This is a genomic window from Pseudomonas putida W15Oct28, assembly GCF_000708715.2.
Taxonomy (GTDB): Bacteria; Pseudomonadota; Gammaproteobacteria; order Pseudomonadales; family Pseudomonadaceae; genus Aquipseudomonas; species Aquipseudomonas putida_R.
In genome coordinates, this window is the sequence record NZ_JENB01000078.1 from 1 (window position 1) to 12,236 (window position 12,236).

Annotated in this window: 10 protein-coding genes; 6 read left to right on the forward strand and 4 right to left on the reverse strand. The window is 62.2% G+C overall.

What is annotated here, in order from left to right:
- Nucleotides 1-240: 240 nt before the first annotated feature.
- Genes AK81_RS27260 through purM form a run of 3 tightly spaced genes read right to left on the reverse strand, consistent with a single transcriptional unit; the run spans nt 241 to nt 2,671 of the window.
- On the reverse strand, nt 241-951 hold the full coding sequence (locus tag AK81_RS27260; protein ID WP_016501109.1) for a DUF3108 domain-containing protein: 711 nt from the start codon (nt 949-951) through the stop codon (nt 241-243).
- 8 nt (nt 952-959) lie between these two features.
- Nucleotides 960-1,613, reverse strand: coding sequence for a phosphoribosylglycinamide formyltransferase (gene purN / locus AK81_RS27265; protein WP_043204322.1), 654 nt, complete (start codon nt 1,611-1,613; stop codon nt 960-962).
- Complete coding sequence (gene purM, locus AK81_RS27270) at nt 1,613-2,671, reverse strand: phosphoribosylformylglycinamidine cyclo-ligase (RefSeq protein WP_043204324.1); 1,059 nt, start codon at nt 2,669-2,671, stop codon at nt 1,613-1,615. Before purM ends, purN begins: the two co-directional genes overlap by 1 nt.
- Before the next feature lie 255 nt (nt 2,672-2,926).
- Here purM and AK81_RS27275 point away from each other — a divergent pair, with 255 nt between their 5' ends.
- The 6 genes from AK81_RS27275 (at nt 2,927) to AK81_RS27300 (ending at nt 10,232) form a co-directional block, all read left to right on the forward strand.
- The gene (locus AK81_RS27275; RefSeq protein ID WP_043204325.1) at nt 2,927-3,994 is read left to right on the forward strand and encodes a DUF2066 domain-containing protein; all 1,068 of its coding nucleotides are present in this window, start codon (nt 2,927-2,929) and stop codon (nt 3,992-3,994) included.
- Nucleotides 3,995-4,006: 12 nt separating this feature from the next.
- A complete protein-coding gene (locus AK81_RS27280; RefSeq protein WP_043204326.1) occupies nt 4,007-5,080 on the forward strand; it encodes an AI-2E family transporter in 1,074 nt (357 codons plus the stop codon).
- A gap of 252 nt (nt 5,081-5,332) precedes the next feature.
- Complete coding sequence (gene hda / locus AK81_RS27285) at nt 5,333-6,040, forward strand: DnaA regulatory inactivator Hda (protein WP_043204328.1); 708 nt, start codon at nt 5,333-5,335, stop codon at nt 6,038-6,040.
- 126 nt (nt 6,041-6,166) lie between these two features.
- Nucleotides 6,167-6,820, forward strand: a complete 654-nt coding sequence (locus AK81_RS27290; RefSeq protein ID WP_043204330.1) for a C40 family peptidase — start codon at nt 6,167-6,169, stop codon at nt 6,818-6,820.
- 141 nt (nt 6,821-6,961) lie between these two features.
- Nucleotides 6,962-7,495, forward strand: coding sequence for a C40 family peptidase (locus tag AK81_RS27295; protein ID WP_043204331.1), 534 nt, complete (start codon nt 6,962-6,964; stop codon nt 7,493-7,495).
- A 190-nt stretch (nt 7,496-7,685) separates the two neighbouring features.
- Nucleotides 7,686-10,232, forward strand: a complete 2,547-nt coding sequence (locus AK81_RS27300) for a dermonecrotic toxin domain-containing protein (RefSeq protein WP_043204332.1) — start codon at nt 7,686-7,688, stop codon at nt 10,230-10,232.
- 11 nt (nt 10,233-10,243) lie between these two features.
- Here AK81_RS27300 and AK81_RS27305 read toward each other — a convergent pair whose 3' ends face one another.
- Nucleotides 10,244-11,608: a PQQ-dependent sugar dehydrogenase gene (locus AK81_RS27305; protein ID WP_043204333.1), complete on the reverse strand. Its 1,365-nt coding sequence runs from the start codon at nt 11,606-11,608 to the stop codon at nt 10,244-10,246.
- Between the last annotated feature and the right edge of the window lie 628 nt (nt 11,609-12,236).

A 12,236-nucleotide genomic window follows, 5' to 3' on the forward strand; every position in this document is an offset into this window, starting at 1 on the left:
CGTCAGGAATCGAGCAGTTATCATCAAGAACCATGCTTGCAGCACGTTGCTTGAACTCACGGGTATAGGTCTTTCGTTCTTGCATGGAACCTCCTGATTGGGCGAATCATATCGCCCTTAAGAGGTGTCCGGGATCATTAGGCCAGTTCAAGGCCGCTCCTACAAGAGCCAACGCAGGCCAGGAGGGCATTAAAAAGCCCCGCACTGGGCGGGGCTTCGGGTGCAGCAGGCGGTGCTGGATCAGTTGCCTTTCACCGGCTTGCCATCGACCGTGCCATCCTGCAGCACGATCACGTACTCCTTGCCATCGGTCTCTACCTGGCGCAGTTGCACCAGCAGGTAGTCCCAGTTCTTGGCGAACCACAGCTCGGTGATGCGCTTGCTCTGGCTCGGGTCGCGCACGCGCTCGACCTTCACTGCATCGACCTGGCCGGTCTTGGTGGCGACCTTTTCAGTGCCCAGCACGCGGAAGTCGTAGGTGTCGATCTCGTCACCGTCAACGACCTGGTAGGTCATGCTTTTCTTGCCGGCGGCTACGTCATGCTGCAGGGCCAGCTGGTAGGACGACTTGTCCAGCACGCCGCGGTTCAGCGGCAGGCTGACAGCGTCGCCACGGTCGCTGCCGGTGACCTTCTTGCCGGTCCAGTCGAAGTTCAGGTCGACCTTCTTGGCTTTGCCCAGGCCGCCGCGCTCGAAGTGGTACTTCTGCGGCAGCAGGGTGTCGTTTTCCAGGCGCAGGGTACTTTGCTCGGTCAGGCTGGCGATCATCATGGAAGCCTTGAAGTTAAGGTCCCAGGTACCGTTGGCATTCTTGACCAGGCTACGCTCGGCGGTGCCACTCATGGGCAGCTGCTTCCAGTCGGCGGTGTAGCTGGCCGAGAAAGGCTTGAGGTCAGCTGCCTGGAGGGGCAGGGCGAGCACGGCGAGAGCCAAGAGCAGGGCGCGACGCATAAATTCTCCTAGGATCGAATCAAGTGACCGCTGGCCGCCAGCGGCTGGCAATCCAGTAATGCACCCTGTTCGCCAAGGCGCAAGCGCCCTTCAGCGAACCAGCGCACCGCCAGCGGGTAGATCAGGTGTTCCTGGTGGTGTACCCGCTGGGCCAGGCTTTCGACGGTGTCGTCAGACGCCACCGGTACTACAGCCTGTACGACCAGTGGGCCGCCATCGAGTTCCTCAGTCACGAAGTGTACGCTGCAGCCATGCTCGGCGTCGCCTGCCTCCAGCGCCCGGCGATGGGTATGCAGGCCCTTGTACTTGGGCAGCAGCGACGGGTGGATGTTGAGCAGGCGGCCCTGATAGTGGCGCACGAAGCCGCCACTGAGGATGCGCATGAAACCGGCCAGCACCACCAGGTCCGGGGCGAAACCGTCGATGCGCGCCACCAGTGCGGCATCGAAGGCTTCACGGCCGTCGAACTGGGTGTGGTCCAGCACGGCGCTGTCGATGCCGGCCGCTGCCGCGCGTTGCAGGCCGTAGGCATCGGCGCGGTTGGAAACCACCGCACGGATGCGCACCGGGCTGTCCTGGCCTTGGCAGCTGTCGATCAGGGCTTGCAGGTTGCTGCCGGAACCCGACAGCAACACCACTACATTGCAGGTCTTGCTCGGCATCAGTGTGCCTTGAGGTTTTGCAGCTCGACCTGGGCGGCGCCTTCGGCGGCTTCGGCGATGTGGCCGATGACCCATGGCTGCTCACCGGCGGCGCGCAGTTCGTTCAGGGCGGCTTCGACCTGATCCTGGGCTACGCAGATGACCATGCCGACGCCGCAGTTCAGCACGCGGTGCATTTCATGCTCGTCGACGTTGCCTTTTTCCTGCAGGAAGTCGAACACCACCGGGCGCTGCCAGCTGGCGACGTCAACCACGGCCTGGGCGTTTTTCGGCAGTACGCGCGGGATGTTGTCCAGCAGGCCGCCACCGGTGATGTGGGCCATGGCCTTCACGGCACCGGTGTTCTTGATCAGCTGCAGCAGCGGCTTGACGTAGATGCGGGTAGGCGCCATCAGCAGGTCGGTCAGCGGTTGGCCGTCCAGCTGGGTGTTCTCGATGTCGGTGGCGGACACTTCGAGGATCTTGCGGATCAGCGAGTAGCCGTTGGAGTGCGGGCCCGAGGACGGCAGGGCGATCAGCGCGTCGCCAGTGGCAACCTTGGAGCCGTCGATGATCTCGGCCTTTTCCACCACGCCGACGCAGAAGCCGGCCAGGTCGTAGTCTTCGCCTTCGTACATGCCAGGCATTTCGGCGGTTTCACCACCGACCAGCGAGCAGCCGGCCAGTTCGCAACCGGCGCCAATGCCGGTGACGACGGTGGCGGCCACGTCAACGTTCAGTTTGCCGGTGGCGTAGTAGTCGAGGAAGAACAGCGGCTCGGCGCCGCACACCACCAGATCGTTGACGCACATGGCGACCAGGTCCTGGCCGATGCTGTCGTGCTTGTTCAGGTTCAGCGCCAGGCGCAGCTTGGTGCCGACGCCGTCGGTGCCGGAGACCAGCACTGGCTGCTTGTAGCCGGCCGGGATCTCGCAGAGGGCGCCGAAGCCGCCCAGGCCACCCATGACTTCAGGGCGTGCGGTGCGTTTTGCCACGCCCTTGATGCGTTCGACCAGTGCTTCGCCGGCGTCGATGTCTACACCGGCGTCCTTGTAGCTCAGGGAGGGTTGCTTGCTCATTGATCCAGGCCTTTAGGAGGGAGGGATTCTTAAAAACGACCATGACGGCCAAGACCGGCGGGTAAGCGACGGCTGCCTGAAACATCAGTGGTCTGTGAAGGCGCGCGATTTTATCAGGGTTGCCGGGCAGCGGCCATCCTCAGGCCGACGGGCAGGGCGGTAAATTGTTGAAAAAGGGCCGAGGGTGGTTGATGTGGTTGCATGTGTATAAGCTGCAAGTAGCGAGCTTCGTGCTCGACTGGACAGGAATCCTCCATGCGTTTGTTCAACATTCTGGCAGCCGGTTGCCTGGCCCTGATAGCGGCCACCGCTCAAGCTGAAAATGTCTCTGGCCTTTATCAGGTGCGCGAGCCGGTCACAGGGCAGGGCCCTGAAGCCCGTACCGCAGCTACCGCCAAAGCCCTCGACACGCTGGTGCTGCGCCTGACCGGCGACGCCAAGGCCGCGCAGAGCCCGGCGCTGGCCGAGCTGCGCAAGGACCCGCAGCAAATCATCAACCAGGTCGGCAGCGAAGCCGGCCCGCCCGAGTCTGTGGTGGTGGAGTTCGACCCGGGCAGCACCGAGCGTGCCCTGCGCAAGGCCGGCCTCGCGCTGTGGGGCAGTAATCGGCCTTCGATTCTCGGCTGGTGGCTCAATGACAGTGTCGACGGCAGCAGCCTGGTGGGTGACGGCCAGGCCAGCGCCCAGTCTCTGCGTCGTGCCGCGCAGCACCGTGGCCTGCCGCTGCGCCTGCCGCTGGCCGACCTGCAGGAGCAACTGGTGGCCAATGCCAAGCAGATCGAAGGCAGCGACCCGGCACCGCTGCGTGAGGCCTCCGAGCGCTATGGCGCCGACGCCTTGCTGGCGGTACATGCCCAGGAAGCCGACGGCAAGTGGCAGGGCAAGTGGCAGCTGTGGCTGGGCGACCAGCGTGAGCAAGGCACTGCCGAGGGGGCTGACCCGGCAGCCTTGGCCGACGCGGTGATGTTGGCGGTAAGCAGCCGCCTGGCGCCGCGTTATGTCGCCCGCCCGGGCGCCAGCAGCCAGATGCAGGTGCAAGTACAGGGGATGAGCCTGCAGCGGTACGCCGAGCTTGCCCGTGTACTGGAACCCTACGGCCCGCGCCTGAAGATGGTCGAAGGCACCACCCTGACCTATGGCGTGACCGGCAACCGCGAGCAATTGCGTGCCCAGCTTGGCCTGGCCAAGTTGCAGGAACTGCCCGCCGAACAGGCGCCCGCAGTCCCTGTCACCCCAACCCCGCCAGCGAGTGCAACGGGTGAGCAACCCGCGCCGGCCTCGCCTGCGCCCAAGCCGTTCGACGGCCTGCGTTTTCGCTGGTAAGGGGAGAGTACCGTGATTGATGTTCGTCGCTGGATCTGGCTGGGTGCTGCCCTGCTGATCGCTGTGCTGCTTTATAGTTTGCACAACATTCTTACGCCGTTTCTGGTCGGCATCCTGCTGGCCTACCTGGCCGACCCGCTGGTTGACCGCCTCGAGCGCCTGGGGCTGTCGCGCACCTGGGGCGTGGTGGTGGTGTTCGGCCTGTTCACCCTGCTGATGCTGGCCTTGCTGCTGGTGCTGGTGCCGATGCTTGCCAAGCAGTTGGTGCGCCTGTACGAGCTGGCGCCGCAGATGCTCGACTGGCTCGAACAGGTGGCGCTGCCTTGGGTGCAGAGTCGCCTGGGCCTGGCCGATGGTTTCTGGAAGTTCGACAAGATCAAGGCCGCCATCGGCGCGCACATGGGGCAGACCACCGATATCGTTGGCATGTTGCTGTCCCATGCCACCGCTTCGAGCCTGGCGTTGATGGCCTGGTTGGCAAACTTGGTGCTGATCCCGGTGGTGGGCTTCTATCTGCTGCGCGATTGGGACCTGATGATGGGCAAGCTGCGCGGCCTGCTACCGCGCCAGCGTGAGCCGCAAGTGATGGGCCTGGCAGGCGAATGCCATGAAGTGCTGGGGGCGTTCGTGCGCGGGCAGCTCATGGTGATGGTGGCCTTGGGCATCATCTATTCGGCCGGGCTCATGCTGGTGGGGCTAGAACTGGGCCTGCTGATCGGCATGCTCGCGGGCCTTGCGGCCATCGTACCGTACATGGGCTTCATCATTGGCATTGGTGCCGCGCTGGTGGCTGGCCTGTTCCAGTTCGGCGGCGACCTGTACCCGATGCTGGGCATCGTTGCGGTGTTCATGGTCGGGCAGGCGCTGGAAGGCATGGTGCTGACCCCGCTGCTGGTGGGCGATCGCATTGGTCTGCACCCGGTTGCGGTGATCTTTGCCATTCTCGCCGGTGGTGAGCTGTTCGGCTTTACCGGGGTGCTCCTGGCCCTGCCGGTGGCGGCGGTGATCATGGTGCTGCTGCGGCATATGCATGACTTGTACAAAGAGTCGGACATGTATGCCGGGGATATTGACCCGGATCTGTAACGGACAGGCTTACGCCAAACCTGTGGGAGCGGGCATGCCCGCGAAGAATGTGACACGGTGCATGGCACCGGCTTTGCCGGTGTTCGCGGGCATGCCCGCTCCCACAGGGACCGATTTCAGCCGAAAAATAGCGCAACTTGTTGATTTTGCTTGCGCTATCCATTGCCGTGATTGTGCGCCCCGCGTTGCGGGTATAGACTTTGCAGATTGTTCACCAAAGGCCCCCTGCGGTCCTGCTGACCGCCCGCGAGCATGAAACCACCGATCCAGTTGCCCCTGGGTGTGCGCCTGCGCGATGACGCCACCTTCATCAACTACTATCCGGGCGCCAATGCTGCGGCATTGGGTTACGTCGAGCGGCTATGCGAAGCCGACGCCGGCTGGACCGAGAGCCTTATCTACCTGTGGGGCAAGCAGGGTGTTGGCCGTAGCCACCTGCTGCAGGCCGCCACCCATCGCTTCCAGCAACGTGGTGAGCCCGCCGTCTACCTGCCGTTGGCGCAATTGCTCGATCGTGGCGTGGAGGTGCTCGACTACCTGGCCCAGTACGAACTGGTCTGTATCGACGACCTGCATGTGATTGCAGGCAAGGCAGACTGGGAAGAGGCCATGTTCCACCTGTTCAACCGCCTGCGCGACAGCGGCCGGCGCCTGCTGCTGGCCGCCTCGGCATCGCCACGGGAGCTGCCGATCAAGCTGCCGGACCTGAAGTCCCGGCTGACACTGGCCCTGGTGTTCCAGATGCGCGGCCTGTCTGACGAAGACAAGCTGCGCGCACTGCAGTTGCGTGCTTCGCGCCGCGGCCTGCACCTTACCGACGAAGTCGGCCACTTCATCCTCACCCGCGGTACGCGCAGCATGAGTGCGCTGTTCGACCTGCTCGAGCGCCTTGACCAAGCCTCGCTGCAGGCACAACGCAAGCTCACCATCCCTTTCCTCAAGGAAACGCTTGGCTGGTAACCCCCTGAAAACGCTGGGCCAGAGCGGCAAAACAGAAAAGTCACATCTTTTTCGATAAAATTTGCAAATGGCCATGATAGAGGGCATAGTTTCCCCCTCTAAAGGATTACAGACACGGTCGTGCCCATGCTAAAGCGCTTCGCACCCCTCGTGCCACTCGCACTCGTGACCCTGCTTTTTGGCTGCGCGGCCCAAGGCCCAGCTTCTCATTCAGAGCCGCAGTCCCAGGATCACACCCCGATCGCCGCACAATCGGCAATCAAGGCCAAGGCCTCGTCCTCGTCGGTATTCGGCGAACCGGAAGAGCTGGCCACTGAAGATGACCTGGAGGCTTTCTCCAGCAACAGCAAGCCCTACCAACTGCCAGTTCTGGCGGACAGCATTCTCGAGCGCGGCATGGCCTTGATCGGCACCCGCTACCGCTTCGGTGGTACCTCGGAAAAGTCCGGCTTCGACTGCAGTGGTTTCATCGGCTACCTGTTCCGCGAAGAGGCGGGCATGACCCTGCCGCGCTCCACGCGTGAAATGATCAACGTCGATGCCCCGAAAGTGGCACGCAACAAGCTCAAGCCAGGTGACCTGCTGTTCTTCAGCACCAATGGCCGCGGCCGCGTCAGCCACGCCGGCATCTACCTGGGTGACAACCAGTTCATCCACTCCAGCAGCCGCCGCAGCGGTGGTGTGCGCATCGACAGCCTCGGTGACCGCTACTGGAGCAAGACCTTCATCGAAGCCAAGCGTGCCTTGGCCATGGCGCCGACCAACATCGCGCGCAACTGATAGCAAAATGATATATCCTGCCGCGGCGGCGATGCTTTTGAAAAAAAGCTCGCCGCCGTGCGCATTTACAGAAAGCGTCTAATCTAAATTCTCAACTCTTTTCGGCTGCGGCGCAGCGGTCTCAGACAGGATGTTCTGGCCATGATAAAGATGGCGCGCTTCGTATTTCTCTCCCTGGCGGCATTGCTTGCTGCCTGCTCCAGCCGCGCGCCTGCGCCGGCCCCTGTGGTTCAGCCGCAGGTTAGCTATAGCCAACCGAGCCCTTCGCCGATTGCTGATGACGTGCTGATCCGCGCCATTGGTCTGGTGGGTACGCCTTATCGCTGGGGCGGCAACACCCCGGACTCCGGCTTCGATTGCAGTGGTTTGATCAAATACGTCTACCGCGATGCGGCCGGCATCAGCTTGCCGCGTTCCACGCGCGAGATGATCGTCATGCGCGCACCGACGGTGGATGCCAAGGCGCTGCAATCCGGTGACCTGGTGTTCTTCGCCACCAGTGGCGGCTCGCAGGTCAGCCATGCAGGCATTTATGTAGGGGAGGGGCGCTTCGTGCATGCGCCCTCCACGGGCGGCACGGTACGCCTGGACTATCTGTCCAACAGCTACTGGTCCAAAGCCTACCTGCAGGCCAAGCGCGTGATTCCGCAAGGGCATCTGGCGCAGAACCCCTGACAACACGTTGAGTGATTTGCATCAGGAGCAGTTCAATGCTGCTCCTGATAGTGTCTCCAGCGCCTCGGGCACGGCTGCAGCGCTCTGCCCGTCATGATCACAGCCCCCTCTCCCAGTAGTACACATGTACTGCTACCTCACCCCATGGGCAGACGAGGATGTCACCTTTAGGTGCCGTCTGGAGTTGGCCATGAGCAATATTGAAGAACACACCCGTCGTAGCCTTGATGTCGCAGATGCCGTAGTCCCGATGCTGCAGTTGGCCGATGAAGTCTTGCGTGATTACCCTGATCCCTACTCGCTGGCGAGCAGGCACGCGGAGCAGATCGTTTACAAACACACTGGTCAGCGCATGGCCCCGCGTTTTGTCTGGTGGCACCAGTTCAATACGGAAAGCTCCAGCAGCCGTAGTTTCACTGGCTGGCAGCACAGCGGGCCACCGCAGAAGTCGCTGGTGCTTACCGAGTTGGTTATTGAGCGGTTCGATGTCTACTTCCAGGATGCTGTCGATGAACTGGACCTGCGCGGCGGCTTCTATTGGCAGGGCCCTCGCGCGGCTTACTACGACGAGCGAAATGAAATCCGCATGCTAGGCAGCGCGGTGCAGCAGGACCTGTGGGCACTGGACTTCGCAACACTCTATCGCAAAGAGGTTGAGCGTTTCTGGGAGGCTCACGGGACAAATTTTCGAGTACTCGCGAAAGCCAACCTGCTGGGTGAAGGAAGGCGTGCCCTGAGCGGCGGGCGGATCTCGCGGTCCGACTGGCAGCAGTTGCGCGCCATGGTTAGCCACACGCTGGCAGACGATGAACTGCCCTCGCCCGAGAAACTGCGTCAGAACAACAACGAGCATGCGTTGTCGGTCAGCCGCTACGTGTTCGGTGAAGGGGATAGGGGGTGCCTGTTCTCTTTGTGTGCACAGGGTGGGCGGGTGGTGGCCTACTTGCCCTGGCACAGTGAAGCACTCAGGGCATTCGATTCCGAGCTGGCAATGGCCCGCTGGCTTGTAGCGCAATTGCAAGCCCCGCAGGCAATGGACAGTTTTATCGCAGCAGCGCACAGCAACCCGCACGATACTGCCGGGCAGCAGCTGATCAAGGTACATCTGAAGGGCATTGCTGACAGCCGTTCGGATGAGGCGGCGCTGATAGCGCTCAAGCTTTTCGAGCGCCCCCTCAATGGCGATTTCTTCATCTATATCACAGAGCAGGCGAGCGCCGAGATGCGCCGCAATGCGCAACTGATGCGGGACAACGCGAGCCTGCGCAAGGCAATGCTCAGCGGTTATCTGTCGGCATTCATTGGGGTCTTCGGCGGGTTCGTTCCTTTGGGCTGGCCGATATCCCTGATGCTGCTCGGCGCGGGGGTGACCAAGGTGGCCCTGGATATAGACGAGGCCCTGCACGCGGCAGATGCGCAATCGCGCAAGCGTGCGCTGCGTTCGGCGGTTATCGACAGCCTGTTCGCCAGCCTTAACCTGTTGGATGTCACCGCACGGTCAAACCTGGTGTCCGTTGCAAACCCGGCGCCGCCCCATGAAACAGGCGTTGACCTGGCGTACTGGCAGGCAAGCAGCAGCGCCACGCTCTCGGTGGAGGGCCAGGAAACCAACGCGCTGTTGGGCGGTGAGCTGGGCTTGAGCGGGCGCTTGCGTGGCATTCGCATGACTGACGATGGCAAGTGCTGGATAACATTGAATGGCCTTCCTTACCGGGTACGGTACAGCCATGAGCTGGCTGTATGGTTGGTGGTGCCCGTTGACAATCCGTATGCCTTCGCCCCGCTTAACCCTGTGCGCTTGAACACGGCGGGTGAGTGGGAACTGCTGGTTCCTCCTCGCTTGCCTGGCGGCAGCCCTCCGGCGGTGGAAGGGATGCCCAGTATTTCCTCGCCGTTCTGGGATACCTACACATCCATCGACGACGCGTTGAGCGCGCAGCTGGCTGAGGGGGCTCTGGACCGCCAGACAACATTGCTGGAGAAATGGCCTGTGGCCGAGTTGCCGGCCGGGCGGGCGCCGGACCTTGATGAGCGTGGGCTGGATTGCGTCAAGGTGGGTGGCCAGCCTCGCTATTCCTACCGTCATGGCCATGAGTATTTCAACGCACTGGTCGAGTGGTACACCAGCAACGAGTCCACCGTGAACGATGTGTTCCGCGCCGGGCGTTACCAGTACGGTGACGAAGACAGCTACATCAATGATTTGGCCGATAGCCTGGGGTTGCTCCCCAAGAGCAACGAGGTGACCTTGTATCGCGGGGGGCATCGCTCGCGAGGTACCGGTGGCGAGTTCTACCGAAATGGCCACTTGCGTGTCGGTGATGTACTGGTTAACACCGACCTGACTTCATTCACCGAAAACCCCTACAAGGTCGCCGAGTTCGCCTGCTTGCCCTTTGCCCAGGCGCCGAGCGGTTTGCCTGGGCTGTTCGATGACAGTTCGGTGGTGTTCGAGTTGGTGGCCGGGCGGTATAGCGGGGCAACGCCGATCAGCGCGTTTTCCATCTATTGGCAAGAGGGCGAATCACTGATGCTGCCGGGTAACTACTTGCGTATCGAGGGCCTGGAGCAGGTGTATGGCGACCATTATCGTTTTATCAAGGTGACGCTGGTGCAAACCGGCAAGCCTGTCTCTGGTCCGGTGTATGACCTGCGCACGGGGCTGCTTTTCGATGAGGCCGCCTACCGGGCGCAGTTCCGTACACCAACGTTGGCGCAACGTTTTTTCCCGGCCTGATAACGGGATTGTCAGTAGGGGCTGCTGCTCGGGCTAGCTTGAGCAGCAGTACCCTGGTTCAAACGGGCCTCGGCACTCTTGCTCACCCGCCAGACGACATTGCCCACATCGTCGGCCACCAGCACGCCACCGCGGCCATCATTGATCACGCCTACAGGCCGCCCCATCGCCTTGTCCTGACTGTCCAGAAACCCTGTGAGCAGATCCATGGGTTGACCTGCAGGTTTGCCAGTACGGTCGAACGGCACGAATATCACCTTGTAGCCACTGTGTGGTTTGCGGTTCCACGAGCCATGCTGGCCCACCAGTGCACCTTGTTCAAAGGGCGGTGGCAACACGCCGGGCTCGATGAACGCCAGCCCGAGCGATGCAGTGTGCGGGCCAACCGCATAATCCGGTTTTAGCGCCTGGGCAACCTTCTGCGGGGCCTGCGGCTTAACCCGCTGGTCTACGTGCTGCCCGTAGTAGCTGTAGGGCCAGCCATAGAAACCGCCTTCTTTTACCGATGTGATGTAATCGGGCACCAGGTCGCTGCCGATCTCGTCCCGTTCGTTGACCGCCGTCCACAAGGCACCGCTGCGCGGCTGCCAGGCCAGGCCGTTGGGGTTGCGCAGGCCGGTCGCGAACAGCCGATGCTTACCGCTTGCCGGGTCCACCTCCCAGATCGCGGCACGCCCTTGCTCTTTGTCCAGGCCGTTCTCTCCTACATTGCTGTTCGAGCCAACCGTCACATAGAGCTTTTTGCCGTCGACGCTTGCGATCACATTTTTGGTCCAGTGATGGTTCAGCGGCCCGCCGGGCAATTCGGTTACCGGGTGGCCCTTGTCGGTAATCTGCATGGCGCCCGGTTCATAGTGAAAGCGCAGCAGCCTGTCGGTGTCGGCAACATACAGATCCTTGCCTGCCAGCGTCATGCCGAAGGGGGAGTTGAGCCCTTCGATGAAAGGGGTGCGGGTTTCTGCCACGCCGTCGTGGTCGGCATCGCGCAGCAGGGTGATGCGATTGGCGCTGGGTACGGTCGCGCCGGCGCGTTTCATCGCCTTGCCCATGGCCCAGCCGCGAATGCCCTTGCCATCTTCGGGCTTGGGTGGTGCGCTGGTTTCGGCTACCAGCACATCGCCGTTGGGCAGCAGGTAGAGCCAGCGTGGGTGGTCGAGGCCGCTGGCGAAGGCTGCGACCTGGGTGCCTGGTGCTGCGGTCGGCTTACTGCCTTTCGGCCAGCCGACTGCGGGAGCGATGTTCACGGTGGGGATCAATGTCGTGACGGGGGCCGGCAGCTGGGGCGTTGGCCCGCTGCCTTCGCTTACGTCCATCAGGGCCGTTTCGCCGCAGCCTGCAAGGCTGGCGACGATGAACAAAGGCATCAGGCGTTTCATGTGCGGCGTCCTCTGAAGAAGGCCTATTGAATTGAGAGACCGTCGGGGTTCGCCGGGTTCCGTCCGCTTGCCCATCGTCCAGAATTTCCTGCAAGGCAGGCTCTTGCTTCAGCTTTTGCTTCTAAGCGCGCGAGAGTTCAGGCGACGCAGATTGCGACTTCAGGAGGCCGAGCGCAGGGCTTGCGAAGGGAGGTGACGGGCATGGATGCCCGGCAAGCGCTGGGCCCCAGGATGGGGCCTGCAGCGCGGTCCTCCCGGGAGCAAGCCCGGAGCGAGGGGACCCCGGAGCGAAGCGTAGGGGCCGGATGATGAAGCGCCACCTGCGCGAACGAATGTCTCCACTGTGGTGAGGCCCACATCGTAAAAACCAAGAAGCTTAAGCGGTGGTTTTGATATAGCGGATAGTCCATTTGCGATGGCGACGCTTACTCACTTTTTCGCTCTTACAGCGAGTCACTTTTTGTCAAACGCGGTGCGTGTCAATGTACCTGTCGCCTTAACTTCAGCTAGCTATGGCAACGCCAGCTTCCGGGCGCTCCGGATTCAAGTAAACAGCATCTGCAAGTCGCCAATTTCGCGTCTGGCCGCTCCAGCGTGTCGGATTAGCTGCTTTGGCAGACGAATACAA

Bases quoted from the DNA above. Each gene is read 5' to 3' on its own strand.
- hda (WP_043204328.1), top strand. From the start codon at position 5,333: ATGAAACCACCGATCCAGTTGCCCCTGGGTGTGCGCCTGCGCGATGAC.
- AK81_RS27275 (WP_043204325.1), top strand. From the start codon at position 2,927: ATGCGTTTGTTCAACATTCTGGCAGCCGGTTGCCTGGCCCTGATAGCG.
- AK81_RS27305 (WP_043204333.1), bottom strand. From the start codon at position 11,608: ATGAAACGCCTGATGCCTTTGTTCATCGTCGCCAGCCTTGCAGGCTGC.
- AK81_RS27260 (WP_016501109.1), bottom strand. From the start codon at position 951: ATGCGTCGCGCCCTGCTCTTGGCTCTCGCCGTGCTCGCCCTGCCCCTC.
- purN (WP_043204322.1), bottom strand. From the start codon at position 1,613: ATGCCGAGCAAGACCTGCAATGTAGTGGTGTTGCTGTCGGGTTCCGGC.
- AK81_RS27295 (WP_043204331.1), top strand. From the start codon at position 6,962: ATGATAAAGATGGCGCGCTTCGTATTTCTCTCCCTGGCGGCATTGCTT.
- AK81_RS27300 (WP_043204332.1), top strand. From the start codon at position 7,686: ATGAGCAATATTGAAGAACACACCCGTCGTAGCCTTGATGTCGCAGAT.
- purM (WP_043204324.1), bottom strand. From the start codon at position 2,671: ATGAGCAAGCAACCCTCCCTGAGCTACAAGGACGCCGGTGTAGACATC.
- AK81_RS27290 (WP_043204330.1), top strand. From the start codon at position 6,167: ATGCTAAAGCGCTTCGCACCCCTCGTGCCACTCGCACTCGTGACCCTG.